Source organism: Limimaricola sp. G21655-S1, assembly GCF_027213785.1.
GTDB lineage: Bacteria > Pseudomonadota > Alphaproteobacteria > Rhodobacterales > Rhodobacteraceae > Limimaricola.
The window spans coordinates 60184-85523 of record NZ_JAPWGO010000003.1; the positions used below are offsets into that span (position 1 = coordinate 60184).

26 protein-coding genes and 1 tRNA gene are annotated in these 25340 nt (G+C 61.3%); 18 read left to right on the plus strand and 9 right to left on the minus strand.

The annotated features are described in order from the left end of the window. Nucleotides 1–11 precede the first annotated feature (11 nt). The 3 genes from O4G76_RS04625 to O4G76_RS04635 are packed head-to-tail and all read left to right on the plus strand — an operon-like array spanning nucleotide 12 to nucleotide 2482. Entirely contained in the window at nucleotides 12–590 is a 579-nt protein-coding gene (locus O4G76_RS04625; RefSeq protein ID WP_269396222.1) for a nucleotide exchange factor GrpE, read from the plus strand. A 3-nt stretch (nucleotides 591–593) separates the two neighbouring features. Continuing rightward, entirely contained in the window at nucleotides 594–1517 is a 924-nt protein-coding gene (gene htpX / locus O4G76_RS04630; protein WP_269396223.1) for a protease HtpX, read from the plus strand. A gap of 38 nt (nucleotides 1518–1555) precedes the next feature. Then, nucleotides 1556–2482 carry a DnaJ C-terminal domain-containing protein gene (locus O4G76_RS04635; protein WP_269396224.1) on the plus strand — a complete coding sequence of 309 codons (927 nt, stop codon included), beginning with the start codon at nucleotides 1556–1558 and terminating at the stop codon, nucleotides 2480–2482. Nucleotides 2483–2675: 193 nt separating this feature from the next. On the opposite strand, the gene O4G76_RS04640 is transcribed toward O4G76_RS04635, so the two are convergent. Genes O4G76_RS04640 through O4G76_RS04655 form a run of 4 tightly spaced genes read right to left on the minus strand, consistent with a single transcriptional unit; the run spans nucleotide 2676 to nucleotide 5991 of the window. After that, nucleotides 2676–3566, minus strand: coding sequence for a cytochrome c (locus O4G76_RS04640; RefSeq protein ID WP_269396225.1), 891 nt, complete (start codon nucleotides 3564–3566; stop codon nucleotides 2676–2678). A gap of 37 nt (nucleotides 3567–3603) precedes the next feature. Then, nucleotides 3604–4077 (minus strand): cytochrome c, encoded by a 474-nt coding sequence (locus tag O4G76_RS04645; protein ID WP_269396226.1) that lies wholly within the window; start codon nucleotides 4075–4077, stop codon nucleotides 3604–3606. 9 nt (nucleotides 4078–4086) lie between these two features. Beyond that, nucleotides 4087–4212 (minus strand): hypothetical protein, encoded by a 126-nt coding sequence (locus O4G76_RS04650; RefSeq protein WP_269396227.1) that lies wholly within the window; start codon nucleotides 4210–4212, stop codon nucleotides 4087–4089. Between the two features lie 57 nt (nucleotides 4213–4269). Beyond that, a complete protein-coding gene (locus tag O4G76_RS04655; protein ID WP_269396228.1) occupies nucleotides 4270–5991 on the minus strand; it encodes a cytochrome c3 family protein in 1722 nt (573 codons plus the stop codon). A gap of 1424 nt (nucleotides 5992–7415) precedes the next feature. Between O4G76_RS04655 and O4G76_RS04660 the strand changes: the two genes are divergently transcribed. Both O4G76_RS04660 and O4G76_RS04665 read left to right on the plus strand, forming a co-directional pair. Next, nucleotides 7416–8579 carry a hypothetical protein gene (locus tag O4G76_RS04660; RefSeq protein ID WP_269396229.1) on the plus strand — a complete coding sequence of 388 codons (1164 nt, stop codon included), beginning with the start codon at nucleotides 7416–7418 and terminating at the stop codon, nucleotides 8577–8579. A 182-nt stretch (nucleotides 8580–8761) separates the two neighbouring features. Then, nucleotides 8762–9979, plus strand: a complete 1218-nt coding sequence (locus tag O4G76_RS04665; protein WP_269396230.1) for a TIR domain-containing protein — start codon at nucleotides 8762–8764, stop codon at nucleotides 9977–9979. A gap of 555 nt (nucleotides 9980–10534) precedes the next feature. Here O4G76_RS04665 and O4G76_RS04670 read toward each other — a convergent pair. Both O4G76_RS04670 and O4G76_RS04675 read right to left on the minus strand, forming a co-directional pair. After that, the gene (locus tag O4G76_RS04670) at nucleotides 10535–10954 is read right to left on the minus strand and encodes a hypothetical protein (protein WP_269396231.1); all 420 of its coding nucleotides are present in this window, start codon (nucleotides 10952–10954) and stop codon (nucleotides 10535–10537) included. Between the two features lie 174 nt (nucleotides 10955–11128). Next, nucleotides 11129–12478 carry a plasmid recombination protein gene (locus O4G76_RS04675; protein WP_269396232.1) on the minus strand — a complete coding sequence of 450 codons (1350 nt, stop codon included), beginning with the start codon at nucleotides 12476–12478 and terminating at the stop codon, nucleotides 11129–11131. Nucleotides 12479–13225: 747 nt separating this feature from the next. Between O4G76_RS04675 and O4G76_RS04680 the strand changes: the two genes are divergently transcribed. The 4 genes from O4G76_RS04680 to O4G76_RS04695 all read left to right on the plus strand — a co-directional run bounded on the left by O4G76_RS04680 (nucleotide 13226) and on the right by O4G76_RS04695 (nucleotide 16698). After that, nucleotides 13226–14332: an AAA family ATPase gene (locus O4G76_RS04680; RefSeq protein WP_269396233.1), complete on the plus strand. Its 1107-nt coding sequence runs from the start codon at nucleotides 13226–13228 to the stop codon at nucleotides 14330–14332. Nucleotides 14333–14337: 5 nt separating this feature from the next. Further along, nucleotides 14338–15084 (plus strand): DUF4435 domain-containing protein, encoded by a 747-nt coding sequence (locus O4G76_RS04685; RefSeq protein ID WP_269396234.1) that lies wholly within the window; start codon nucleotides 14338–14340, stop codon nucleotides 15082–15084. A 610-nt stretch (nucleotides 15085–15694) separates the two neighbouring features. After that, nucleotides 15695–16252: a hypothetical protein gene (locus tag O4G76_RS04690; RefSeq protein WP_269396235.1), complete on the plus strand. Its 558-nt coding sequence runs from the start codon at nucleotides 15695–15697 to the stop codon at nucleotides 16250–16252. After that, nucleotides 16249–16698, plus strand: a complete 450-nt coding sequence (locus tag O4G76_RS04695) for a hypothetical protein (protein ID WP_269396236.1) — start codon at nucleotides 16249–16251, stop codon at nucleotides 16696–16698. Before O4G76_RS04690 ends, O4G76_RS04695 begins: the two co-directional genes overlap by 4 nt. 475 nt (nucleotides 16699–17173) lie before the next feature. Here the strand turns inward: O4G76_RS04695 and O4G76_RS04700 are convergent. After that, nucleotides 17174–17263 (minus strand) — tRNA-Ser (locus tag O4G76_RS04700). Nucleotides 17264–17423: 160 nt separating this feature from the next. On the opposite strand from O4G76_RS04700, the gene O4G76_RS04705 reads away from it, so the two are divergent. Continuing rightward, on the plus strand, nucleotides 17424–18263 hold the full coding sequence (locus tag O4G76_RS04705) for a hypothetical protein (protein ID WP_269396237.1): 840 nt from the start codon (nucleotides 17424–17426) through the stop codon (nucleotides 18261–18263). Here the strand turns inward: O4G76_RS04705 and O4G76_RS04710 are convergent, their stop codons facing one another. Beyond that, nucleotides 18264–18590: a hypothetical protein gene (locus O4G76_RS04710; RefSeq protein ID WP_269396238.1), complete on the minus strand. Its 327-nt coding sequence runs from the start codon at nucleotides 18588–18590 to the stop codon at nucleotides 18264–18266. A 218-nt stretch (nucleotides 18591–18808) separates the two neighbouring features. On the opposite strand from O4G76_RS04710, the gene O4G76_RS04715 reads away from it, so the two are divergent. The 7 genes from O4G76_RS04715 (at nucleotide 18809) to O4G76_RS04745 (ending at nucleotide 24472) form a co-directional block, all read left to right on the plus strand. Beyond that, a complete protein-coding gene (locus tag O4G76_RS04715) occupies nucleotides 18809–19408 on the plus strand; it encodes a 50S ribosomal protein L21 (RefSeq protein ID WP_269396239.1) in 600 nt (199 codons plus the stop codon). 12 nt (nucleotides 19409–19420) lie between these two features. Next, nucleotides 19421–19690 carry a 50S ribosomal protein L27 gene (gene rpmA / locus O4G76_RS04720; RefSeq protein ID WP_085896700.1) on the plus strand — a complete coding sequence of 90 codons (270 nt, stop codon included), beginning with the start codon at nucleotides 19421–19423 and terminating at the stop codon, nucleotides 19688–19690. Nucleotides 19691–19842: 152 nt separating this feature from the next. Further along, nucleotides 19843–20391, plus strand: a complete 549-nt coding sequence (locus O4G76_RS04725) for a GNAT family N-acetyltransferase (protein WP_085896699.1) — start codon at nucleotides 19843–19845, stop codon at nucleotides 20389–20391. 11 nt (nucleotides 20392–20402) lie between these two features. Next, nucleotides 20403–20921 carry a GNAT family N-acetyltransferase gene (locus O4G76_RS04730; protein WP_269396240.1) on the plus strand — a complete coding sequence of 173 codons (519 nt, stop codon included), beginning with the start codon at nucleotides 20403–20405 and terminating at the stop codon, nucleotides 20919–20921. A gap of 101 nt (nucleotides 20922–21022) precedes the next feature. Further along, nucleotides 21023–22063, plus strand: a complete 1041-nt coding sequence (obgE, locus tag O4G76_RS04735; protein WP_269396241.1) for a GTPase ObgE — start codon at nucleotides 21023–21025, stop codon at nucleotides 22061–22063. Then, a complete protein-coding gene (proB, locus tag O4G76_RS04740; RefSeq protein WP_085896696.1) occupies nucleotides 22051–23157 on the plus strand; it encodes a glutamate 5-kinase in 1107 nt (368 codons plus the stop codon). Before obgE ends, proB begins: the two co-directional genes overlap by 13 nt. Before the next feature lie 49 nt (nucleotides 23158–23206). Then, nucleotides 23207–24472 (plus strand): glutamate-5-semialdehyde dehydrogenase, encoded by a 1266-nt coding sequence (locus O4G76_RS04745; RefSeq protein ID WP_269396242.1) that lies wholly within the window; start codon nucleotides 23207–23209, stop codon nucleotides 24470–24472. Here O4G76_RS04745 and O4G76_RS04750 read toward each other — a convergent pair whose 3' ends face one another. Next, the gene (locus tag O4G76_RS04750) at nucleotides 24473–25066 is read right to left on the minus strand and encodes a histidine phosphotransferase family protein (protein ID WP_269396243.1); all 594 of its coding nucleotides are present in this window, start codon (nucleotides 25064–25066) and stop codon (nucleotides 24473–24475) included. A gap of 30 nt (nucleotides 25067–25096) precedes the next feature. Here O4G76_RS04750 and O4G76_RS04755 point away from each other — a divergent pair, with 30 nt between their 5' ends. Continuing rightward, nucleotides 25097–25282, plus strand: coding sequence for a DUF3553 domain-containing protein (locus O4G76_RS04755; protein ID WP_269396244.1), 186 nt, complete (start codon nucleotides 25097–25099; stop codon nucleotides 25280–25282). The last annotated feature ends 58 nt before the right edge of the window (nucleotides 25283–25340 follow it).

A 25340-nucleotide genomic window follows, 5' to 3' on the forward strand; every position in this document is an offset into this window, starting at 1 on the left:
GGAGGTAAGAGATGGAAGATTTCGAGGACAGGAAGAACGAATTAGAAAGCGACACGCTCGAACCCGAGACCACGACCGCGTCACAGCCGGAGACCAGCGATGGCGGTGAGGGCCACGCGACGCACGACGCGAGGATCGCGGAGCTGACCGATCGCTGGAAGCGCGCGATGGCCGAAGCCGAGAACGCCCGCAAGCGTGCCGAGGCCGCCCGCATCGAGGGCCGGGACCATGGCATCGCTCTGACCATCGAGGCATTGGCGCCCGGCTTCGACGCGCTGGCGCTCGGTATCGAGGCGGCCCGGTCGGGACCGGATGCGAAAGACAAACGCGTCGCCCAGCACTTGGAGGGGCTGGAGCGGATCCGGAGTTGCTTCGACACCGCGATGAAGGCGCTCGACGTGCGGATCATCGCGCCCGATGACGCCGCCTTCGACCCGGCCCATCACGAGGCGATCGACACGCAGGTCAGGGAGGGCGTGGAAGCGGGTAGGGTGCTCGTGCTGCACCGCCCGGGCTATGCCATCGGCCGGCGGCTGATACGCCCCGCCCGGGTGACGGTCAGCGCCGCCCCGGAGCCGCGGGAGGGCTGAGCCATGCTGCGGCTGGCGCTGTTCTTCGGCACGAACCTCGCGGTGCTTGTCGTGCTGTCCCTGGCGTTTCGGGTGCTGGGAATCGAGGGGCTGCTCGCGGCGAACGGCGTCGATCTCGACCTGACGGCGCTGCTGATATTCGCCGCGGTGATCGGCTTCGGCGGCTCGCTCGTTTCGCTGGTCCTGTCGAAGCCGATGGCCAAGGCCGCGATGCGCGTGCGGGTGATCGAGACCCCGCGCAACGGGGCGGAGCGCTGGCTGCTCCAGACCGTGCGGGATCAGGCGCGGCGGGCCGGGATCGGCATGCCCGAGGTCGGTATCTTCGATCATCCGTCGCCCAATGCCTTTGCCACCGGCTGGCGACGCGACGAAGCGCTGATCGCGGTGAGCACCGGCCTGCTCGCGAACATGCGGCGGGAGGAGGTCGAGGCGGTGCTCGGCCACGAGATTGCCCATGCCGCGAATGGCGACATGGTGACGCTGGCGCTGATCCAGGGCGTGGTGAACACTTTCGTGGTGTTCCTGTCGCGGCTGGCGGGGTTCCTGGTCGACCGGCTGCTGCTTCGGGTCGAGCGCGGCCATGGGCCGGGCTACTGGATCGTCTCGCTGGTGACCGAGATGGTACTGGGCGTGCTGGCGACGGCGATCGTCATGTGGTTCTCGCGCTGGCGCGAGTTCCGGGCAGATGCCGGTGGGGCCGCGCTGGCCGGGCGCCACAACATGATCGCCGCGCTGGAGCGGCTTCGGGGCCTGCGGCATGCCCCGCCAATGCCCGACGAAATGCGGGCCATGGCCTTCGACGCAGGGCGGGTGCAGGCGCTATTCGCCAGCCATCCGCCGCTTGAGGCCCGGATCGCGGCGCTGCGCGCGCCCGACCGGCAGGTCGCCGCCCGCCCGGGAGGGGGAAGACCGCTACGGTTTTTGTGAGGTGTTCGGCCGGTACGTGCCGTTCGGAGTGATGAAGGATGACACACGATCCCTATGAGATCCTTGGCGTCAAACGTGACGCCTCGCAGGCCGAGATCAAGAAGGCCTACCGCAGGCTCGCGAAGAAGCTGCACCCGGACCTGTCGCAGGGTGACGCGACCACGCAGGCGGAGTTCCAGCGCGTCGGCGCGGCCTACGACATCCTAGGTGATCCGGAGAAGCGGCGCCGCTTCGACGCGGGCGAGATCGACGCGAACGGGCAGGAGCGGGCGCGCCCGGACCCTCGCTGGAGCTATGCCGGCGCCACGGCGGGGGGAACCGGCCCGGACGACGCCTCCTTCGGCGCCTTCGAAGACGTCTCCGACATCTTCGCCGATCTGTTCGGTGGGCGGGTCACGCGTGGCCGCCGTTCGGCGCCCTTCGGCGTACCGGGTGCGGATCTTCGCTACAACATAGAGGTCGATTTCCTCGATGCTGCCCGTGGTGCGACGCGAGACGTTACCATGCCGGACGGCCGCGCGATCGAACTGCGGATACCGGCCGGACTGCGCGACGGGCAGGTGCTCCGCTTGAAGGGGAAGGGCGCTCCCGGCCTGCATGGTGGCCCCTCGGGCGATGCCTATGTGGAAGCGCGAATCCGCCCGCATCCGCTGTTTACCCGCAATGGCGACGACATCGAGATCGAACTGCCCATCAGCTTCGACGAGGCGGTACTTGGGGACCGGGTCGAGGTGCCGACGATCTGGGGGCCGGTCTCGATGAAGCTGCCGGAAGGAGCCTCGTCGGGTCAGCGGGTCCGTCTCAAGGGCAAGGGCATCCGCCGAGCGAAGCGGCCGGCAGGCGACCAGTATGTCCGGCTGTCGATCCGATTGCCGAAGCATGTGGATGCCGAGATGAAGGCCCTGGCGAAACGGTGGAAAGAGCATGTCCGACACGCCCCGCGAGACGGGATGAAACAGCATTGACGGGTGGAGGTCCTGAAAGACTCAAATCGTCGACTGTTCGCCGCCTGCACAGAGATGGCTGTTCGAGAACAGTCTGCGGTTCATTATCCTGTGCCTACGCTCGATCTTGCCTTGCTCTGAGGGTGCCGGGGAGCGCCGCAGCCGCACTGGTCAACTGCGGAGCTCTTTCCACGCTCGGAAAGGCCTCATGCTGCTAGAGGCTTTTCAAATAAGTAGCGATGGCCTCGAGATCTTCTCCCGTCAGATGACTTGTGCCATGCTCGATTACATCGATCATCTTGCCGCCGGATACGTCGCCATCCGGTGTCAGCCCGAGCTGGAGGTAGAACACCAGGTCGTTGAGGCTCCAATCGCGTATCGTGGATCGGCTGCCTGCAATGGGCGGGGCGCCAGATGAGAACGAGCTCTTGCCCGCGCCCTCTAGTGCATTGGCGCTAATCCCGCCGATGAGATTCCTTGCAGTATGGCACTCGCCGCAGTGGCCAGGGCCGTTCACGAGATATGCGCCACGGTTCCAGATTGCTGACTCCACTTCATTGGAAACGAACGGTTCGGGAGTGTGATAAAGGCTTTTCCAGACCCCCACGAGTTGTCGGTTCGAGAAGGGCCAAATCAATTCGTGCGGCCGGTTCGGCCTGGCCACCGGCTCGACCGTATCCAGGTAGGCCTTGAGATCGACGATATCTTCGGTCTTGACGCGCCCGTAGCTGGTATAGGGGAAGCTGGGAAAATAATGTTCGCCATCCGGAGTCACACCTGCGGTCATGGCAACGTAGAAATCCTCGAGCGACATCGCACCGATGCCGTGTTCCGTATCCGGTGTGATATTGGGGGCGTAGAATGTGCCGAACGGTGTTTCCAGCCCGGCACCGCCGGCCAGAAAAACACCACCGTTGTCGATATCGGTATGGCAGACGACGCAGCCACCCATTCGCAACACGTATTCCCCGCGCTCTGCATCGGCGGAGTAGGCGCCCAGATCAACGTTCTTCGCTGTTTGTCCCAAGCCCGGAAGAATGAAAGCGTAGCCGAATGCCGCGGCAGCAACGCTTATGCCGAATAGCCAGATAATAGGCTTGGTCATTTTTGACGTTCGGATAGCTAACATCAGACGGGCTCGCCTATCTTGGTTGCTTGTAGCTTTCTTCCTTTGGTTTGCGGAAGGGCTGGTGGCAGGATCCGCAGGATTTGCCGAGGCTTTGCATCGCCATCGCGATATCGCGCATGTCGCCCTCTTCGGCCGCTTTGGCAAGCGCCGCGCTGGCTTTGGACATCTCCGCATTCAATTCGACGAAATCGTCTATCCTGCTCCAGATCTCGGGCTGCGCGTCCGTCAATCCGTCGCTCACCTGTTCTTCGAATGCGGCGGGAACGAGTTCCGCCGCATTCTCGATGAGCTCCGCGTGTTCCGCTATGTGCTCGGTCAGCGGCAGACGCCCCTTCACGATGGCCGCGACCGCAGCCATATGGCCGCCGATCGCCCGCATCAGGTGCTGACGATACTCGATGACGCTGTCGCTATTCGCACTGGCGTGGCTGCCTGGCATGGCGATCAATGCGCTTAGGGTCACCGCAGCAAGAAATCGACGCAGCATAAGGACATCTCACTTGTGCTGAATTTCGGAAACGTCGTGGCAGGTGCCGCAGGCCGAGGTGTAAGGGATCGGCATCGCGTTGCCCGGCAATTCGCCTTGAACGCCGACGGTCGTCGTGCGCGGGACGTCGAACACGTGGGAGTTGATATCCCCCTGCAGGTAGGCGTTTATCTCTTCGGTGAGTGCGTCGTATTAGGGTGGCGCGCTGACCATGCGTCCGAAGCGTCCCGAGTCGCCTCCATGGATGGCCGTTCCGGGCATGTGGCAGTCGACGCAGCGCGTTCCTGCCGCGCCCTTCATCTCGCTGCCGAGCTGGTGCTGCATATGCGCGTTGATATCGACGGCATGACAGTTCTGGCAGAGCGGCGACGACGCGTCGTCCGGATCGCCAACGAGTGAGCGCCGAAAGCCGGTGCCGCCATGCATGTCGTGACAGTCGCTGCATCCGACCATACGCCGGTCGTTCCTGTACATGCCCGATTTCATGTAATCCGCGTATTGCTGGTGCGGATTGCGGGAGTGGATGTCGTCGACCCAGATGTGACGGCCGGGGATGGGGCCGCGCGTCACGCTGTACTCGGTGATCATGGTGTGGCGGCTCAGCCCCGGCGGCATCATCTCGCCGTCCTCGTTGATCGGCTGGGTATAGCCGAGGGTGGGGCCGCCCGGCCCCTGCCGGCGGTCGTGACAGCGGCCGCAGACCGCCGTTTCCCGTTCGACGGACAGGTAGGCGGGATTGACCATGTGGGACGGGAAGTTTTCTCCTAGCCCGGCGAACGCCGCATGCTCGGAGCCGGGGCCATGGCAGGTCTCGCATCCGACATTGACCTCGTCCATCTCGGGATCATCGTCGATGTTGAACGCGCCGTTCGGATCGTTGACCCCGCGCACAAGCGCCTGTCCCGTCTCCTCGTCCATGTACCGTTCGTACCCAGTGACATGGCAGGCGGCGCACATCGCTTGGATCGTGTTCTCGTTCACTGCGGGCGCCGTGATCCGGTCGTCGGGGGTCCCGTATTCGCCGTCCTCGCCCTTGCTCCACCAATAGTTGAACTTGTAGTCTCGCCAGACGCGCCGATTATGGGTCAGCCGACGATCGTCTCCGTTCGGGTGGAACTGCAGCAGCGTATATATGCCCTGCCGATCCCCCAACGATTCCGGGACCGAGACCATGTATCTCTGACGCAGGACCGCGCCCCCATAGACCATCTCGATCTTCAGATGGGCCGGGCTGGCAGGATCGGTTTCGTTCAGGCGGTTCTCGACCGAGATATAGTATTCGCCGTCCTGCGCGCTCTTCCAGAAATAGATGTCCGCGTAGATCTTCTCGATCTCCACCCTTTCATCATCGGCGAGGCGGATCTTGAACTTCACGTTGCCGCGGGCCTCCGGGTTGTAGTCGCCGATCTCGAGACGGGTGCCGCCCTCATACGATTCAGCCTCGATCCACGACTCGAGCGCCTCGAAGAAGTCCGGGAACTGCGAAAAATCCTGGTGAGGTCCCGGATTGCCGGGGCGGGACCATGCGAGCTTGTGTCCCGTCTGCTTCCAGGCCGCCTGCTCCTCGTGACATTCCAGGCATTGGGTGCTGCCGATGTACTCGGCATGGGGCGGCGGGCGGCTCGACAGCTGAATCCTCTTTTCATGCCCTCGAAGCTCCTGCGCATCATAGGAAGCACGGCTCTTGTCGCCGCCGGGCAGGTGCTCGACATCGCCGTCGGCGAGTGCGACATAGACGAAGAACCGGCCATCCGGGATGTCGAATATCCGGAAATGTCCCTGCTGATCTGTTTTCCCGCTAGGGAGCTGGTCGCGATGCCTCGCAATCGCATCTTCCAGGGGTTCGTCATACGCATCGGCCGCATATGGTTCATCGAACACCGCCGAGGCCGTTATCGGCGTCATGTCGATCATAGTGGTCGGCACGAGGTATACCGTAGCGGCCGCGACCGGGAGATCTCGGGAACTCACGACCCGTCCCAAAAGATCGTCCGCCGCTATAGGGTCAGTGAAACTCGGGAAAACCGGTTTGCCGTCCTGTGCAGTCGCAATTCCAGTGCTTGAGAGATATACGAGAACTGCGATCAGTAGATTGGAAACGCAAACCATTAGGCGAAAATTCAACCCCATCCTTCGCTCCATCATAGGTCGGGGTTCGGGCGGCATTGGCTATAAGCCGCCACAATATCATCATTGGATTCCCGACAATTAGTTTTATTAAAGGCAATGTGCGAGCGCTCGAGCGGCAAGGGGCCGATTTGCAGCGCTACCTACATCTAAAGTATCCTCCCATTTCTTTTCATCTATTTGTCTTCCGTAGTTTGACACACGGGGAGTGCCAGCGGCGAACCCCAATGTTGGTCGTGTATGAAATATGCCTGCAGTCAATGGCGGATGAACTATCGACAGATTGTCGTTGCGTGGCCCTTGCAGTTTAGTTTGCTGTATCAATGGATATTGGTGAAATACAGAGGGCCATACCTTCAGGATCGTGAATCAAGGTCAGAAGTCAACGATGCTGTCGATGCTCGATGGGTGATATGACCCAACATTCATGCAGGCTATTAGTAACCACCTTCGATTTTGTATTGGTTCGAGGGGTTTCCTCTTGGAATGCCGCCATTGAAATGCCCTAACTGTCGAGATGGATTATGCCGTCGTGGGACGGGTGAGGCGACGAGTGGAAAGCCCGAAAAGCACGAGGGAATGTTGCTGAAGCTGCGGCAGATCGAGGTGCTGCATGAGTAAGGTATTAAGCTATTCCGTCTCTGGTGCTGAAAGCCATCCACAGCCACGAGCTCGCGCCGAGCCCGGCGGGGCTTCGTCTTCTCTAGGCGACCGAATGGTCGTCTCCGGCGGCAGAGGCGCGGACCTCTTGGCATGGTCGGCGCAGCCAGCAGTGCGAAAAGTCGTCAATCTATGCCGAGATTGGCCATCACCCTGCGACCTACCCGTCCCGGCAACTCAGGTGAATATCTATCGATATCAGGGGGGATAGTGGCGGAGAGACAGGGATTCATCTGACACCCCCATGTGCGGATAAAATCCCGTTTTATATGGGATATGGCGACATATCGATTGCCGGTCGGCATCGGTATTGTGTAGCAAAATGTGTAGCGCGGCTTGATCGTCGGAGACGGCCTCGATACAGGTTGAACAAGGGCAAAGCGAACTGGCAGATGGCAGGCATAACGAAGCGCAACGGGACCTGGCATCTGCGGATGCGTGTGCCCCGGAGGTATGGTCGGGTATAGCCCCGAACCGAGATCCACCGCAGCCTACGCACCGACAGCGAGCGCGAGGCAAGGGCCCGTCTTCCGGCAGCCGAGGCGGCGGTTTTGGCCGAGCTCGACGCGCGCCTGACAATGGGCAAGTCTCAGCAGCCGGCTGACGTATTCTCGGCTGCGGTTGCCTTGGCAGCAACCCGCGGCATCACCTACCGCCAAGCCGACGATCTCGCGAGCGGGCCGCTCGAAGAGATCCTCGCTCGTCTTGATACCCTGAAGCCGGCTGACACCCCTCAGATGGCGCGAGCGCTGCTCGGCGGGGTCGAGGCGCCAGAGCTGATGCTGTCGGAACTTGTCAAGGAAGTCGAACGGGTCTGTGCGCATGACAACCGCTACAAGAGCGACACGCAGATGCGCTTGTGGCGCAACCCTCGGACGCGCGCGGTGAGGAACCTCATAGCCGCCCTGGGTGGCGACCGGCCTGTCCTGTCGCTGGAGGCTGTGGATGCCCGTAAGCACAAAGCATGGTGGCAGAAACGGATCGAAAGGGAGGGTCAGACAGCGGAGACGGCGAAGAAGGATTTCTCGAACATGTCCTCGATGCTGGCCCATTACTATGACAGCCTCGACCTTGCGGAGCCACCACGCCCTTATCTCGGTGTGACGCTCCGGGATCGGCATGCGGTCAAGGGTCGCAAACCTGAGATACCTGTCGAGTGGATCGTGGAGAAATGGTTCGCGCCCGGCGCATTCGATGACCTTAATGACGAGGCCCGCGATATCCTACTGATCTCAATCGAAACCGGTTGCCGACAAACAGAGATCCACGATCTCCCTTCGGACGCCATCGTGCTGGACGCGGTGATCCCGCATCTGCGGATCGCCTTCGAGGACGGCGACGAGAAGCGCGAGATCAAGAACACATCCTCCGTGCGCCTTGTGCCACTTGTAGGTGTGGCACTGGCAGCAGCGCGGCGGCATCCGAATGGTTTCCCCCGCTACCGCTACAAGCGCAGCTATTCAGCGCTCATCAACGGATATCTTCGTGGCCACGACCTAATGCCGTCGCCGAGACACACCGCCGGCGGGACGCGGCATACTTGGGAAAGCCGACTGAAGGCCGCCGAGATTGCATCGGATGACCGTGCAGAGATGATGGGGCATAGCGTAGCCTCGGCGCGAAATCGGGAGCTTTACGGTGACGAGATGCCTTTGGCACGCAAGCTAGAGCTGGCGCAAATGGTGGCGCTGGCAGTGCCTAAACACCTCGCCTAGCTGAGTGCTGAAACGTCACTATCGCCGCCAGTAGCGCACACGGTTGAGTGGGTGATCGTCTATGTAGCCACACTCTGGAACCTCGTCCGAGCCATCGTCAACTTGTGTTTCGGGTTCGTCCATGTTTACGCTCGCCTCAACCCATGCTTGTCGAAGCCTTCTAATCTAAGTGAATGTATTCCGTGGATATAGACGTCTTTATTTCGTATGCATCAGAAGATCTGCACCTTGCGCAGGCCCTATATCGGCGCCTTCGAGAAACCGGTTTGAAGCCATGGATGGACAAGCCGCCGAAACCTTATAGTTTGGATGGATTGCGTCCAGGGGATTTGTGGGAAGACAGGCTAAGGGAAGCCATCTCAGCGGCGAAGTATTTTGTTCCACTGTTTTCTAGTAAATCTGTGACGAAGATTGGTTATGTTCAATCCGAGTTTCGGCAGGCTCTAAGTAGGCTTGCCTTGGTTCCTGCCGGTAGTGTCTATATTCTGCCGGTTCGTTTGGAAGATTGTGAGATACCGAGGGTTCGGATCGACGGTATCTCATTTGCTCAATATCAATACATCGATTGCTTCCATGGAGATTTCTATACTCTGGTATCGTATATTGCAGAGCTTGAAGGTAACGCTGTAACGCCGTTAGATTTTACTGATACTACCGTCTCATCTGGCGATGAGTTCTTGGCAAACATTCGCTCGCACACGAGAATGGGTATTGATAAAAGTTTTTCTCTAAGCAATTTATCTATTCCCGATGTTCGTGAGGTTTCGGTGCAGGAGGTTTTCGATGGCGAGGAAATTATACTTCGAGATCTCGAGAACTTCACCTTGGTCGGACATGGGAGGGTCGAGCTGACCGTAGAGCCACGCTACGCTACGACCCTCACCTTCAAGAACTGCCCTTCGGTAAGGATTCGCGGCTTATCGCTTGGACACAGGCCCGACATGGGCTCTTGCATGGGAGCAGTTCTTAAGTTCGAAGACTGCGGAGTTGTAGTAATTGAGGACTGCAATCTTTTCGGATGCGGAACCTACGGTATAGAGGCGCATAGATGTGACTCTGTCACGTTAGTGGATTGCAATATTTTCGAATGTTCGCAGGGATTTGCTATTATAGATAGCGTCGGTCGCGCCAAGCTGGTCGGCTGTGAGTTATTTGATACTTGGTTCTATAGCGCGATCGAGGTTAGGTTTTCTGATTTAATAATGGAGAACTCTAGGGTCACAAATAGTGCCCCCCATTCTATTTCGAGTAACGTTTTCTCCTCGTATCGTTCGGAGGTCAGCTTCAGTAACGTTTGTATCGAAATACCTACAGGTGTTGACCTTGGCTTGCCAGATAATGCTCCCGGGCTGACCGTAAGCCGTCAGGCTGTTTCCCTTCCTCCGGCCGAACGGGGCTAATTTGAGTAATTGTCGTTGCATTGAATCTTTTGGCAGTTAGTCGGGTGATCTTGCGGCCTCGTCGGGATGCACCTTATGCGGTATTTTTTGTTTCTTTCGACGGCCAGCAGATATTCAGGGGGGCATCATTTCGATGAAATAAGGGCTTCCAGCTAAGCGTTAACTGTGGAAACGCTCTACGTTTCGTGCTCAACTTCAAGCTGCATTTCGCACTGCTTCCTCAGCGATCTGTCGGGCGCGCTCAAGCACATTCGCTTGTGTTGTCAATTGTGCCAACTCGGCCTCGATCCTCGTGAAGAGGGGGAGCACCCACATCTCTCCGCTTGTCAGAATTGTCGCTAGCCTGTCACGGGCCTCGGTCAGGCGTACAATGTCCCCCAGATTTGCGTTTGACAACTCCGTAACCTGCCCACTCCAAGCGGGACCGGCTGAGCCGGTTCCTTGCAACGGAATGGTGGCGAGGGGGGCGTGCATTGTATCGTCTCGATGAGGAGGTCGGGGGGCTATGGAGTTTGCCGCCCTCCGATGACGGAGGGCGCGAGGATCAAACGATGATCAAGTAGGGGTCGTCGCGTCGTCAGCCATCCGGCGTTCACGCTCACGCTCCGCGGCTTCTTCGGCCTTGATGCGCTCGATCTCGGCAAGCCGCTTCTCGACAATGGCATCGACCTTCTCGGGGCGGAGCGGGTGCGACGCGATGCGCTTGCGGTTGGCTTTGGTGGCCACAACCTCGAGGCCTGCGAAGACCTCGACGATGAGGGACATGTCTGCGTCCTCGATCCACGCGGTAAAGTGCTCGCCAATGGCCTTGCGACGAGCGGCGTCAAGGCGCTCCTCTGCCTTGGCATCCTTGTCGATCGCCTTCTCGAGCGCGGCGATCGCCCGCTGTTTCGCGGTCAGCTTGGGGCGATCTCCGCCGCTCCCGCGGCCATCGGCGGGGGCATGGAAACGGGTGGTGTTCAGCAGGTTCTTCATGGTTAGGTTTTTCCTCGTAGGACTGTTTCAGGTCGTGTCCGCTGAGGCCTCTGCCGCCGCGGACGGAAGAATATTCGGACCATCGCTTTTCAGGCAGCAGCGATTTTCCGAAATTTCTTCGTCAGCGAGGTCTAAGTCCCTGATGTTGCTGAAAACAAACTTTGCATTCTTCTGTTAAGACCGCTCGTCATCGCCGTCTTTCGAGCGACCTTCGTTGCCTTCACCGCGGCCGGTAAGTGCCATGATGCGCGCTGTAAGTGAGATCCGGATCTTGCCGATGGCCCGACGGTCGGCCTCGGGAAGGCGAGACGCGATCTCGACGATCTTTTCGTCTGCGAACCGGATCTCGACCGTGTCGCGCGCGACAACTGCCTCAGCCTCATCGCGGGCCTGTTTGCGCAAGCGAGTAAAGGCCTTCGAGAACACATGAAGCGCACGAGCACGGCCTGCAGAAGACGGGGCCATGCGCGCCCTCAACTTCGACAGAAGCCCAGGATTGGCCGTCGGCACCTCGACAAGCACCGGCGTTCGATCGCTGTCATCGATGTCGAAGGCTCCTGCTGCCAACCCTTGACCGATCGCTAGCACCGCCTCGGCCTCCTGCTCTTTCGTTTCCGCAGCCCGCTCCCTGTCCGTTGTGGCGCTTTCGCGTAGAACGACGGCGCTCTCCCGAGCGGTGATGGCGTCTTGCTTCTGCTCGAGGTCTGCTTCCTCGCCGGCCAAGGCCTCCGCGCGTTTGCCGAGTTCGGCGCGGGTTTCGACAATCCTCGTATCCTCCGACTTGCGCCAGTCGGCCGTCCGCACATGCTGCCGGTAGGCTGGCGGCTCCTCACCGTTCTGCCGTGCCTGTCGCACTGCTTCCGCCCGCCGCTCACCACGCATGAGACCAAGCGTCGCGAAATGCTTGCCTACGCTGTCTTGGGCCGCCTCGTAGTCCTTGATCAGTTCGTGCTTGGAGGGTTGGAGCATCCAGCGCTTCGTGCCGTTCAGATCCACCTGGACCTTCGGCACGATGACAGCGTGGATGTGAAATGCCTGCTCGTCGAGGTCAGCCCGGGCATGCACGACATCCTCGCCGAAGTTCTTCAGCAGCCAATCGCGGGCCACATCCTCGAATGCCTGCGCGCGGGCCTTGCGGGCAGCAGGGGTAGGGAGGGCGTCGAACCAATCACGATTGGCCGTCAGGATGACCTCCCGCATAGGCCCGTGGCGAGTGGCCCGCCAAGGATCGCGCGGGCCTTCGGCCATCCGCTCCTTGAGCTGTTTCTTTCGGCGACGCCGCGTGAGCGTTTTGATCTCGTCGGCGAAGTTCTCGGCCTTCATATCTTCGATCATGGCGATCGTGCGCGCCGCCCAATCCGCTTCGCCGATCACGGGGCGGTTCAGGTGAGAGCGGGTGGGATCGACATGCCCGAGATCGCCACCGTTCCGGGTGCGATGCTTCTCATAGCCACCGATGTCAGCAGGGAACAATCCTTGGAAACGGCAGACAACGGCGAACTTGGGGCGGGGCGGTTGGAACACGGGGCACATCTCCGGAAGGACAGGAGACGGGAAAATGTTGTTGACCCAGGCGATCCGGAAATCGCGGTTCCTTCAACGGCGTGACGCTGGGTGTGCTTAGCACTTTACTCACTAATCAGCCTGCGCAGTCGTCGCGCTGCGCGCGCCTTTGTGCGCAGGCTGTCGTTCGCCAGGGGAGACCCCTGGACCCCAGCGCCGCTGCCGCGCCGCCAGGGAGACACACCGCTCTCCCTGACCCTCTCGGGGCCTTCAGCCGGAGCAAGGGTCATCGTTCCGCACTCCCCCTTGCATCCCCCTGCTCGCAGGGGCCCGTTCGCCGCGCCCCCTGCACCCCTTGGGCAGTGCCACCCACCAAACACAACACGGCCGCACACCCTCCAGGATGCACAGCGGCGTTGTGTTTGAGAATCTCACAATTCCGTACAATTGTTGCTGCGCTGCATTTTTGTCGTATTCGTTGCAGCCCAACCGACGCACCCGTCAAATTCAGCAGTCGGCGAGAGGCATGCCGTACAGGGCGGCCTATTCCGACTCCAACGATTGTCAGACAGGAACTAAGGCCTCAAGGCACTGAGCCGCGAAGAACTATGTAGCAGACCTCCTTAGCCAGAACCGACTAAAGAACGGCGTCAAGCTGTACCGGATCCTGCGAAAATCACGTCCTCCCCCTTGAACAGAGTGAGGCTCTATCGCAATCTTCCTTGGGTTGACGTCGATCAAAAAAAGAACACTAAGGGCTTAAGTTGCATGCACATACAAACGATCTCAGTTGAAGGCCTATTTGGAAAATCTGACGTAGTGGAGTTGAACTTCAACAAAGATCTAAACATCGTGACAGGCCGAAATGGGTCGGGGAAAACAACCCTACTTAAGCTGGCGTGGTTCGTAATGAGCGGAAATATTCTTCACGCGCTCCGCGAAGTTGAGTTTAAGTCATTTCATATGGTCACGAGTGATTATTCCTGCCACGTTGTTCGCACTGGACCTCTTCACTGCCGAATTGAAATGGAGCACGATGGTCAAGTTCATTCATTTGAGGACGATCAGGGTGATCCAGCCGAAGACCCATTCTTTGAGTCCGCTGAAGATAAGGCAAATCCAATACTGGCTTCCCTCGGCCGTACCGTATTCTTTCCTACTTTCCGGCGGATCGAAGGCGGATTCTCGATGGACACTACCAGAAAGCCGCGCAGTAGAAATGCATTGAGGGCAGAATCAGAGATAGATGAGGCGCTATCATCGCTCTCCAAAAGGCTTGGCAGTGAGGATCACGTTTTTGTCTCAGCCATATCCACTCAAGACATCGTTCAGCTACTATTACGGCGCTACGCCTCTTTTTCAGAGGAGATAAACGCATTCCAAGCGGATGTTTCGAGGTCGGTAATTGACAAGATTAAAAGATACGAAGAGATAGACAGCGACAGGAAGGATGCGAATTCGTTGCTGTCAGAAACGCGCACGGACATTGAGAGTATCGAAACATTTCGCCGGGAAACAATGAGGCCGCTCGATGCCGTCAGGGGGCTGGTTGAGCGTCTTTTCCAGCACTCTGGTATTTCGTTTGGAACCAGACTAAGTTTTGGAGATGCAGCGGCGGCAGTCAATAGTAACGCTCTGTCAGCCGGCGAAAAGCAGATGCTTAGCTTCATTTGCTATAACGCGTTTTACAAAAATGCAGTTATTTTCATAGATGAGCCAGAGCTAAGCTTGCACGTGGATTGGCAAAGGCAGTTATTCAGCATTCTCGAGGGCCAGAAGTCTGAAAATCAGTTCGTTTTCGCAACGCATTCTCCATTCATATATGCGAAATATCCGGACAAGGAAATCGCCGTTAACCTTGATCGCGGTGAGTGATCTTTATGCCAGCCAACAGATCTCGCCCTACCGTTAATGAGACGTTTGAGCTAATCAAGAGGTCAAGTCTGCCTACCGTATTAGTTGAGGGAAATGATGATATTATTTTCTATAGGCGGGTTGAGGAGGAACTTTCCCACCTGCAGGTAGATATTCTCCCGGCAGGCAATAAGGATGCCGTTATTGAGCTTATGGAAAAATTGGATGAGCTAACCACAGCCCCGCCACTCGTTTATGTTGTTGATAAGGATTTATGGGTTCATGGCACGCCAGAATGGGTGGCAAGGTGGGATAGGCTCATTACTACTAATGGCTACTCAGTCGAGAATGATCTGTTTAGAGATGGGGACCTTGTAAGCCTACTAACAAAAGATGAGCTGGAAGCATTTACTGCTGACGTAGAAATTTTTGTTAGGTGGTATGCGCTTGCTGTTCATAGGATTCTCTCAGGCAAAGTTTCTGCATTCCGGACCCACCCTGGGAAAGTTTTGGATAATAAAGACTTCTACGAGGAGGAGACCTCACTTAACGAAGGCGAGGAGTACCCTGAAGAGCTTAGAAAAGCTATTATGACAGAATACGATCTTTCACTTCGGGGCAAATCACTCCTCTCTCTGCTCCACCGACAGTTGAGCAAAGATGGCAGGCGAATAAAGTACAGTACTAAGCAATTGATTGAGTTTGGGGCATCAAGGAAGGGGAAGAAATTCGAGCGCTTAAGAGATTTGATTGAACTAAAGATTGGTACATAACGAAGGTCAATGACCCTGAAGAGGGTCCTTGTAGCCATGCTTTGCCGTAGTTTTCTTCATTTACGCTTGTCATTATCAATCTGCTCAGGCATGCCCGGAGAATGAAGCTGGTGTCCAGCCTGTCATTCATGCCCTTATTTGGACTAACTTACATCGACCCTTTCGAGTCATTGTCCTCGGGTATAGCATTCGCCTGAATGCTATTCTCAGAAGCTTCGCCTAAGCTGAAGGTTGGTAAAAACTCTGGGACAGAAGGCAAGGTGAAATCTATATGAATGGCAATGAATCTTATGCGAAAAACCAGTTCGTATACCACCTTAATGATCGCAGCGGCATATACTATCTGTGCATTCAGGAGTTATTTGCGAAAGGGAAGGCATTTTCTTGAGCTCGCGGTGAAATGTCGCATTGCCATAGTATGGCTAATTGGATTGCGTTGCCGCCTTCTTGGCGCTCCATTTGCATTGCAAGGTAGAACTATCGATGAGAATGCAGGGCCAGCCCCTTTCCGCCGTGCGCGCGCCTTTTGACGCGCACGACGGAAGGGCCCGGCCGATAGGAAGGGAGAAGATCGGGCGCGTCGGACATCCACCATTCAAGGACACCGACAATGCTCGACAGCATTCAGACCACCCTCGCGATGATGCCTGCTTGGCGGGATCTCGTCACCCCCGGCGACATCGTCTCGTTCCGCTTCCCGTTGGCCGAGGAGGGCCACACTGGGCGCCCCAAATCGCGCCCCTGCCTCATCCTCGATCTCGAGGAGCGTGGCGGCAAGCGCTACGCGCTGCTCGCCTACGGCACCACCTCCCGTCGCCGGTCCAACACCGGCTACGAGGTGCATGTCCGTCGCCGGGCGGACTATCTCTCGGCGGGGCTGAATGAGCCGACCCGCTTCGTCGGCGCGCGCAGGCTGCTCGTGCCGCTGAACCACGGCGGCTTCTCCGTTTGCCAAGCCACCGGTTCGGCCGTGCTCGGGCGCCTCGACGGATCGGCCTTCGCGGCGATGAACGCCGTGCGCGGCCGCATCCACGCGGAGCGCGACATCGCGGCCGACCGCCGGGCCGGGCGCCGGTCCCGGGCAGGCGTCGACCGAGGGCGCGGCTTCACGGTCGAGCGGCGCACGCGGCGGCGCCTGGCCGAGGCCGGGAAGGTGGTGCAGCAATGACCGCGCTTCCGCCGAAGACGCTGGTCGAGCAGCAGGTCGACCTCGTGCGCGTCGTTCTCGGGCTGCGGCGTGGGATGTCGCAACACCTGATCAACAATGTCATGCCGTATGTCGGTGACGACGCACGAGCAGCTGTCGAGGGGGCCATCGAGTTTCTCGACGAGGAGGCCGACATCGACGACAATCTCCCATATTTCCTCGACTCGGCAATCGGGGAGATCCGCACCGCGATCGCCGCCGGAACATCCGAGGAAAAGGTTGCCATCCCGCGCGAGCGCCTGATCGGCTGCACCGAGGCCTTCGACCGGCATCGGCGGCTCTCGCCAGAGGCGGAGGCGCTTCAAGCGGCGCTGCCGCTGCTCGAGCAGCTGCACCAAGCCGCCCGTCGCGCGGTCGACTTCGCCGAGGCGATCAGGCTCAGTATCCGCATGATCGACGCGGAGTAACCGGTCGGCGCCCGCTCGGGCGCCGACCCTAGAGGGGCCGCGAGGTCCCGGCGCCGGGACTGGATCCCCCGGCGTTCGGCGCGCCGGCGATGATCACCACTCCTTCGCTGCTACGAAGCAGCCGGCGCGCCACCCCATTAGATCAAGGAACGACGATGAGACGGCTACTTCGCCGCCTGCGCCTATGCTCGCGCAGGCATCCCACCCTGTTCGCGCGTGCTGCGTTGATCGTGCTGCTGCTCGTTCATGGCGCGCTTCTGATCTGGCCATGACTTCGAGGCATCATCAGCGAGGACGGGCTGGCGCTAAGCCCGAAGTTCAGAGCTCGGTTACCCTTGGGCGACATCAGCAGGGACGGCTAATAGACAGCAGAAATGTGGAGCAAAATGTGGAGCAAATATTTCTGTATAGAGCGCTATGACGCATCTATGTGCCTGTCTTCACTCGACAAGCGGCTTGCGCTCGGAGTGAGATTTGGCGGAGAGACAGGGATTCGAACCCTGGGAACCCGTGAAGGCTCAACGGTTTTCGAGACCGCCCCGTTCGACCACTCCGGCACCTCTCCGCGGTCTGAAGGGCGTTTAGCCAGCGGGGCGGGCGGGTGCAAGGCCCAATCGTCCAGAATGTCGCGAGAAACTGCCCGCCGTCGCGTCAGCGGCGCGGCGGCTGTTGGAATGGGGCGGCGGAGCGCATATCAACGGTGCATGCATCCGGGAGAGCCAGCCATGCGGAACATCGCCCGCTCCATCGCCATCTTCACCCTTGGGGCATTGCCTGCCTTCGCGCCGCTGCCCGCGATGGCCGTGCCGGGCCAGGGGATCGACCGGCTGGTCGATGCGCTTGCCCTCGACGAGATCGTCGCGGTGATGCGTGAGGAGGGGCTGACTTACGGCACCGAGCTCGGGCGCGAACTTTTCCCCGATGGTACCGGCGCCTGGGGCCGGGAGGTGGCACGCATCTACGATGCCGACACGATGCGCGATGCATTGGCGGAGGGGCTCGAAGCTGGGCTCGTCGGAGCGCAGCTGCCCCCCGTGCTCGAATTCTTCGAAACCGGGCCGGGCGCCCGTTTCGCCCGCCTCGAGGCCTCGGCGCGCCGTGCCATGCTGGCGCCCGATGTCGAGGCGGGGGCCGAGGAGGTTGCCGCCCTGGCGATGCGCGACGAAACCCCGCGCTTCGTCCTGGTCGATGCCTTCGTCGAGGCCAACGACCTGATCGAGGCCAACGTCGCCGGCGCGCTCAATGCCAATCTCGCGTTCTCCCGCGCTCTGCTCGACGGCGGCGCCTTTGGCGGTGCGGTGAGCGAGGCGGAAATTCTCGGCGATGTCTGGGCGCAGGAGCCCCAGATCCGGCAAGGCACTACCGAGTGGCTCTATGCCTTCCTCATGCTCGCCTACGCTCCCGCGACGGAGACGGAGATGCAGGAATATGTCGCGTTCTCCAAAAGCCCCGCGGGGCGGGACCTGAACCGGGCGCTCTTCGCCGCCTATGACGAGATGCTCACCGAGATTTCGCGCGATTTGGGCGCCAGCGCCGCCCGGCTGATGGCCGGGCGGGAGATCTGATCAGCCGCCCCAGAGCAGCAGGGAGGTGACGAGCGCCCCGGGATTGCTCTCGTAAAGCGCAAGATCGCCCGACAGCTGGAGCCGCCGCGCCGGACGGTCGCCAAGGGGCACGCCTGCCGCATCGAAGGCGCGCTCGAGCGATGGGCCGCCTCCTGCCTCGATATCCGACAGCAGCGCCGGGAAATCGCCCTTTACCGCGATCTCCACCGCGCCACGCCGGGCGTTGTCCTGCGCCGAGACCGGCATGATCGTGGAGCGCAGGCCGGGCAGCGCGCCGGGTGCGCAGGCGGGCAGGGCGACGAGCATTATGAGAAAGAGCGGGCGCATGGCGGTCCTTTCGCGGGGGTTGACTTGGGATACCGCCTCGCCGATAAGCCCGCATCCCGGCAAGACCCCTTGTTGCGGGATGCGCGGTCATCCGCAAGGTGGACCGCGAATTTCAACGATCGCCCCGCATGGGGGCGCGCTGTCCGACGGTGGGGCCATGAGCCCTTGAACGCCCCGCATGGGGGACCCAAGTGACGCGGGATATGAAGGAACGACACATGTTTGCGGTTCTCAAGACCGGCGGCAAGCAGTACAAAGTGGCCTCGGGCGATGTGCTCCGGGTCGAAAAGCTGGCCGCGGAGGCGGGTGACACCGTCCAGTTCAACGACATTCTGATGATCGGCGACGCGATCGGCGCGCCCTTCGTCGCGGGTGCCGGCGTGCAGGCCGAGGTGATCGACCAGATCAAGGGCGAGAAGGTCATCCACTTCGTGCGCCGTCGCCGGAAGCACTCCTCCAAGCGCACCAAGGGCCACCGTCAGCAGCTGACGCTGATCCGCGTCACCGACCTGCTGGCCGAAGGCGCCGACAAGTCGGGCGTCAAGGCCGCAATCGGCGCCGGTTCCGCGCCGCGTTCGGCCGAGGCCGCCCCTGCCGCGAAGGCCCCGAAGGCCGCCGCGTCGGGTGACGACCTCAAGAAGCTGTCGGGTGTCGGCCCGGCGCTCGAGAAGAAGCTGAACGCAGCTGGCATCACCAGCTTCGCCCAGATCGCCGGCTGGTCGGACGCGGACATCGCCCGCTATGACGAAGAGCTCGGCCTCAAGGGCAAGATCGAGAAAGAGGGCTGGGTCGCCCAGTCCCAGGACCTCAAGGCCTAAGGAGAGAGACACATGGCACATAAAAAAGCAGGCGGCTCCTCCCGCAACGGGCGCGACAGCGCCGGACGCCGCCTCGGCGTCAAGAAGTTCGGCGGCGAGACCGTGATCCCGGGCAACATCATCATGCGCCAGCGCGGCACGAAGATGTGGCCGGGCGCCGGTGTCGGCATGGGCCGCGACCACACCATCTTCGCGACCGAAGAGGGCCGCGTGACCTTCCACAAGGGTCTCAAGGGCCGCACCTTCATCTCGGTGCTCCCGGTTGCAGAGGCCGCGGAGTAACCGCCGGCCCTTCAGCTGAAGACCAAAGCGCGGGGGATCGGTGACAAGCCGATCCCCCGTTCGCATTGTGGACACAAGATTCGCCTATGAGGCGGAGAACGACCCGGCGCAGAACCGGGCGCAGAGCAGCAGGGAAGCGGAGGAGGCGACCCATGAGAAGCAACGACATCAAGGTGAGCGACGGCCAGCCAGTGATCACGGCGGAGCGTTTCGTGCTGCGGCCGCTGCGTCGCTCCGACGAGGGCCTGATCGCGCATTACGCCGCCGATCCCCGTGTTGCGCGTGGTACCCGCCGGATACCGCACCCGTTGCCGCCGGGCACCGTGACGCAGCTGATCGAACGCGCGCAGCGGCCTGACCGCACCGAGGATGTCTGGGTCATCGATGGCTCCGAGAACGCTCTGGCCGAGGTGCTGGGCCTCGTGACGCTGACCCGCATGGATCGCGACCAGTCCGAGGTGCATTACTGGGTCGCGCCCGCTTTCTGGAACACCGGCTTCGCCTCCGAGGCGCTGCGCGCGCTGATCGCCGCCAACCCGCATGGCTCGGCGCAGATCTTCGCCGAGGTGTTTCAGGACAACGCCGTCTCGGCGCGGGTCCTGACCAATTGCGGCTTCGAATATCTGGGCGACGCGGAAGCCTATTCCGTGGCCCGCGGCGCAACCGCGCCGACCTGGACCTATGCATTGAAGATCGAGTGATGACCCAAGAAATGAAGACCGAACGCCTCCGGCTCCGGCCGGTGCGCATGGAAGACGTCGAGGCGATCCACACCACGCTGCAGGATATCGAGATCGCGCGCTGGCTCAGCCGCGTGCCCTATCCCTATGGCCGTGCCGATGCCGAGTGGTTCGCGGGCGAGGTCGAGGCCGGTCGCATCCCGGCCTATGCCGTGATCGACGCCGAGGGCTTTGCCGGAGTGATCGCGATCGATCCGACGCTGGGCTATTGGTTCGCGCGCGATCGCTGGGGCCGGGGCTATGCGACCGAGGCCGGACGCGCGCTGCTGGCGATGCATTTCGCGACCACCTCCGCCGAGGCGGTCGAGGCGGGCTATTACGACGACAATGCGGGGTCCGGCCGGGTGCTGGCCAAGCTGGGCTTCGAGCGGGTGGGCCCGCAGATGCTGCCCTCGATGGTGCTCGGCCACGACGTGCCGGGGCAGCGGACGCGGCTGACCCGTGCCCGCTGGGAGGAGCTGGTCGCGGCGGAGCGCCGCGCCGCGGCGTGATACGTACGGGCGGCCCCCGGATGGTGGCCGCCCGTACGCGCCCTTGAGAAGGGCGGCTTGATCGGCTACCTCAAGCGCCTATCCGCAAGAGGCGCCGACCCATGAAATTTCTCGATCTCGCAAAGGTCACCATCCGTTCAGGCTCGGGCGGCAATGGCTGTGTCTCGTTTCGCCGCGAGAAATTCATCGAATATGGCGGCCCCAACGGGGGCGATGGCGGCAATGGCGGTGATGTCATCGCCGAGGCCGTCGACGGGCTCAACACGCTGATCGACTTTCGCTATCAGCAGCACTTTTTCGCCCAGAACGGTCGCGCGGGCCAAGGCAGCCAGAAGACCGGTGCCGACGGCGATGACATCATCCTGCGCGTACCGGTCGGTACCGAGATCATCGACGAGGACGAGGAGACGGTGATCGCCGACCTCACCGAGGTCGGCCAGCGCGTGGTGCTGGCGCGCGGCGGCAACGGTGGCTGGGGCAACCTGCACTTCAAATCGGCGACGAACCAGAGCCCGCGCCGCGCCAATCCCGGCCAGTCGGGGGTCGAGCGGATGATCTGGCTCCGGCTCAAGCTGATTGCCGATGCCGGTCTTCTCGGCCTGCCGAATGCCGGCAAATCAACTTTCCTTGCCGCCACCTCCAACGCGCGTCCCAAGATCGCGGATTATCCCTTCACCACGCTGGCGCCCAATCTAGGCGTCGTGGGCGTCGACAATGTCGAATTCGTCGTGGCCGACATTCCCGGCCTGATCGAGGGCGCCTCCGAAGGGCGGGGCTTGGGCGACATGTTCCTGGGCCATGTCGAGCGTTGCGCGGTGCTTCTCCATCTCGTCGACGGGACCTCTGGAGATCCGATGGTCGATTATCGTACCATCATCGGTGAACTCGAAGCCTATGGTGGGGGTTTGGCTGAAAAGCCGAGGATCACCGTCCTGAACAAGATCGACGCGCTGGATGAAGAAGAGCGGGCCTTTCTGGCCGATGAACTCGCCGCCGAAAGCGGCGGCGACGTGATGCTCATGTCCGGTGCCACCGGTGAAGGCGTGACCGAGGTTCTGCGCGCGCTACGTGCTCGCATCGACGCGGACCGCCTGCGCCAAAAGGAAATACCGGAAGAGGAAGACAAGACATGGCAACCCTGACGGACGCCAAGCGGCTGGTCGTAAAGATCGGTTCGGCCCTGCTGGTGGACCGGGAGACCGGACAGCTCAAATCTGACTGGCTGCGCAGCTTGGCCGAAGACGTGGCGATGCTGCGCGACAACGGCACCGAGGTCACGCTGGTGTCGTCGGGGTCGATCGCGTTAGGCCGCCGGGTTCTGCACCTGCCCGAAGGCGAATTGCCGGTCGAGCAAAGCCAGGCCGCCGCCGCGGTAGGTTCGATCCGTCTGGCCCGTGCTTACGAGGATGTCTTCACTCCTCATGGTAAGATCACTGCGCAAGTGCTTGTCACTCTTGATGATTCCACGAACCGACGCCGCTACCTCAACAGCCGGGCGACGCTGGATACGCTGCTGAGCCTCGGCGCGATCCCGATCGTGAACGAGAACGATACCATCGCCACCGACGAGATCCGCTATGGCGACAACGACCGTCTGGCAGCGCAAGTCGCGGTGACCGTGGGGGCCGACCAGTTGATCCTGCTGTCGGATGTCGACGGCTTCTACAACGGCAATCCCCATGTCGATCCGAACGCGAAGCGGTTCGAGGAAGTGGAAGAGATCACCCCCGAGATCCAGGCAATGGCAGGTCTCGGTGTCTCTGGCCTGTCGAAGGGTGGCATGATCACCAAGCTGCTCGCCGCCAAGGTTGCTTCCGAGGCGGGCTGCGACATGGCGATCACTCTAGGTTCACCTCTGAACCCCTTGAAGCAGCTGATGAATGGCTGCAATTCAACTTGGTTCAAGGCGCAGACCGACCCCCATTCGGCGCGCAAGAACTGGATCTCCGCAATGAAGCCCAAGGGCGAGATCCGCGTCGATGCCGGTGCCGCCAAGGCGCTTGCCGAAGGCAATTCGCTGCTGCCCGCCGGCGTCACCGGTGTCTCGGGCCGTTTCGGTCGCGGCGATCCGGTCGCGATCACCGGGCCGGACGGCATTCGCGTGGGCTTCGGCCTGACGCGATACACCGCCGAGGAGACACGCAAGCTGCGCGGTCATCAGAGCGACGAGATCGAGAAGGTGCTCGGCTACAAGGGCCGCGCTTCGCTCGTGCATCGCGACGACATGGTCGTCTGAGACCGTTCGCTTCGCCGAAACCGAAATCAGCTTCCGAAAGGAGCCCCGCATGACCGATCACACCGACATTCCCGCCCTGATGAAGGATATCGGCGAACGTGCCCGCGCTGCCGCCGCCGAACTGGCCTTCGCCAAGCCCGAGGCCAAGAAAGCCGCGCTCGAGGCCGCCGCCGAGGAAGTGCTGCGGCGCCGCGACGAGATCAAGGCCGCCAACGCCAAGGACCAGGACTTCGCGACGGAGAAGGGCATCAGCCCCGCGATGATGGACCGCCTCAAGCTCGATGACGACCGGATCCAGTCGATCGTCGACGGGCTGCGCGCCATCGCCGCCCAGGACGATCCGGTGGGCGCGGTGCTGACCGAGTGGGACATGCCGTCCGGCCTCAACATCCGCCGCGTGCGCACGCCGCTTGGCGTGGTCGGCGTGATCTATGAAAGCCGCCCCAACGTGACCGCCGATGCCGGTGCGCTCTGCCTGAAATCCGGCAACGCGGTGATCCTGCGCGGTGGCTCTGAAGGGCTCAATTCCTCATCGATCCTGACCGAATGCCTGAAGACCGGTCTGGAAAAGGCCGGCCTGCCGACAGACGCGATCCAGCTGGTGCCGACGCGCGATCGCGCCGCCGTGTCGGAAATGCTCAAGGCCACGGATTACATCGACGTCATCGTTCCGCGCGGTGGCAAGGGATTGGTCGGCCTCGTGCAGCGCGAGGCCCGCGTGCCTGTCTTCGCCCATCTCGAAGGCATCGTGCACATCTATGTCGACAAGGCGGCCGACCCCAAGAAGGCGCTCGAGGTCGTGCTCAACGCCAAGACGCGCCGGACCGGCATTTGCGGTGCGGCCGAATGCCTGCTGGTGCACGAGGACCTGAAGGACGGCCTCGGCCGCGAGATCGTCGCCGCGCTGGTCAAGGCGGGCGTCAACGTCCATGCCGCGCCGGAATTCCAATCGGTCGAAGGCACCACTCCCGCCACCGACGAAGATTGGGGGCGCGAGTATCTCGACATGGATATCGCCGCCAAGACGGTGCGCGATGTAGACGGGGCGATCGAGCACATCCGTGCCTACAGCTCGAACCACACCGACGGCATCCTGACCGAGGACAAGGCTGCGGCCGAGCGTTTCTTCGAGCGGGTCGACAGTGCGATCCTCGTGCATAACGCTTCGACCCAATTCGCCGATGGGGGCGAGTTCGGCATGGGGGCCGAGATCGGTATCGCCACCGGCAAGATGCATGCGCGCGGTCCCGTCGGGGCCGAGCAGCTGACCAGCTTCAAATACCTCGTGGTCGGCGACGGCGCGGTCCGGAGCTGATCAGAGCCGGATCTCGATGCCGTGCTCGCCCGTCTCGATCGAGACCGGGCGGGCGCGCTCGCGCAGTTCCGCTGCGGCGACGGCGAACTGCGCTTCGGCCGCACGGGCATCCGGGGCGATCATCCCGCGACGCAAACGGTCCCAGGCTTCGACGGCGATCTTTATGCGCGGGCCATGCCCCTGGAGGCGCAGCGCTTCCGGCTGCCCCGACACGGTGATCCGGCCGCCCTGCGGCAATGCCGTCTCGATGCAGGCCGTCAGCAGCAGGACCAGCTTCAACGTGGCGCGTGGCATGTCTTCGGCCACGTCCCAGTCATATCGCAGCCGACCACCGCGCGAAACCGCGTCGAGCATCGACAGGATCTCGGGCCGTCCCACGACATGGGTGGGAGAACTGGCACCGAAGGCGAGGCGGAAGAACCGGATTCGCGCCATCGCGTTCTCCACGCTTTCCGATATCAGCGAAAGTTCCGGCCCGGGCGGCGCGGTCATCGCCAGCAGTTCGACCCCATTGCTGATCGCGCCCAGCGGGCTGATAAGGTCGTGGCAAATGCGCGAGGCGATCAGCGCGCCGAGATCCGGCTCGTCGGTCATGACTTCTCCCCCAAGTAGCAGGAGGCTGCGATGGCCGATCTGAACTCCATCATCACGCCCGGCATGATCGTGCGCCATCCCAACCGCCCGGAATGGGGAGAGGGACAGGTGCAGTCGAACATCGGCGGGCGCATCACCGTGAATTTCCGAGAGGAGGGCAAGGTGGTGCTCGATGGGTCAAGGGTTGCCCTCATACTGGTATCGGCGAGCGACTGAATTCAACCTAGAGTAGATGATACTGTAAATTGGTCAACCTAGGTAGTCTTGGCGATCG

Bases quoted from the DNA above. Each gene is read 5' to 3' on its own strand.
- O4G76_RS04625 (WP_269396222.1), top strand. From the start codon at position 12: ATGGAAGATTTCGAGGACAGGAAGAACGAATTAGAAAGCGACACGCTC.
- htpX (WP_269396223.1), top strand. From the start codon at position 594: ATGCTGCGGCTGGCGCTGTTCTTCGGCACGAACCTCGCGGTGCTTGTC.
- O4G76_RS04635 (WP_269396224.1), top strand. From the start codon at position 1,556: ATGACACACGATCCCTATGAGATCCTTGGCGTCAAACGTGACGCCTCG.
- O4G76_RS04640 (WP_269396225.1), bottom strand. From the start codon at position 3,566: ATGACCAAGCCTATTATCTGGCTATTCGGCATAAGCGTTGCTGCCGCG.
- O4G76_RS04645 (WP_269396226.1), bottom strand. From the start codon at position 4,077: ATGCTGCGTCGATTTCTTGCTGCGGTGACCCTAAGCGCATTGATCGCC.
- O4G76_RS04655 (WP_269396228.1), bottom strand. From the start codon at position 5,991: ATGATCGACATGACGCCGATAACGGCCTCGGCGGTGTTCGATGAACCA.
- O4G76_RS04670 (WP_269396231.1), bottom strand. From the start codon at position 10,954: ATGAAGAACCTGCTGAACACCACCCGTTTCCATGCCCCCGCCGATGGC.
- O4G76_RS04680 (WP_269396233.1), top strand. From the start codon at position 13,226: ATGCACATACAAACGATCTCAGTTGAAGGCCTATTTGGAAAATCTGAC.
- O4G76_RS04685 (WP_269396234.1), top strand. From the start codon at position 14,338: ATGCCAGCCAACAGATCTCGCCCTACCGTTAATGAGACGTTTGAGCTA.
- O4G76_RS04690 (WP_269396235.1), top strand. From the start codon at position 15,695: ATGCTCGACAGCATTCAGACCACCCTCGCGATGATGCCTGCTTGGCGG.
- O4G76_RS04695 (WP_269396236.1), top strand. From the start codon at position 16,249: ATGACCGCGCTTCCGCCGAAGACGCTGGTCGAGCAGCAGGTCGACCTC.
- O4G76_RS04705 (WP_269396237.1), top strand. From the start codon at position 17,424: ATGCGGAACATCGCCCGCTCCATCGCCATCTTCACCCTTGGGGCATTG.
- O4G76_RS04710 (WP_269396238.1), bottom strand. From the start codon at position 18,590: ATGCGCCCGCTCTTTCTCATAATGCTCGTCGCCCTGCCCGCCTGCGCA.
- O4G76_RS04715 (WP_269396239.1), top strand. From the start codon at position 18,809: ATGTTTGCGGTTCTCAAGACCGGCGGCAAGCAGTACAAAGTGGCCTCG.
- rpmA (WP_085896700.1), top strand. From the start codon at position 19,421: ATGGCACATAAAAAAGCAGGCGGCTCCTCCCGCAACGGGCGCGACAGC.
- O4G76_RS04725 (WP_085896699.1), top strand. From the start codon at position 19,843: ATGAGAAGCAACGACATCAAGGTGAGCGACGGCCAGCCAGTGATCACG.
- O4G76_RS04730 (WP_269396240.1), top strand. From the start codon at position 20,403: ATGAAGACCGAACGCCTCCGGCTCCGGCCGGTGCGCATGGAAGACGTC.
- obgE (WP_269396241.1), top strand. From the start codon at position 21,023: ATGAAATTTCTCGATCTCGCAAAGGTCACCATCCGTTCAGGCTCGGGC.
- proB (WP_085896696.1), top strand. From the start codon at position 22,051: ATGGCAACCCTGACGGACGCCAAGCGGCTGGTCGTAAAGATCGGTTCG.
- O4G76_RS04745 (WP_269396242.1), top strand. From the start codon at position 23,207: ATGACCGATCACACCGACATTCCCGCCCTGATGAAGGATATCGGCGAA.
- O4G76_RS04750 (WP_269396243.1), bottom strand. From the start codon at position 25,066: ATGACCGACGAGCCGGATCTCGGCGCGCTGATCGCCTCGCGCATTTGC.
- O4G76_RS04755 (WP_269396244.1), top strand. From the start codon at position 25,097: ATGGCCGATCTGAACTCCATCATCACGCCCGGCATGATCGTGCGCCAT.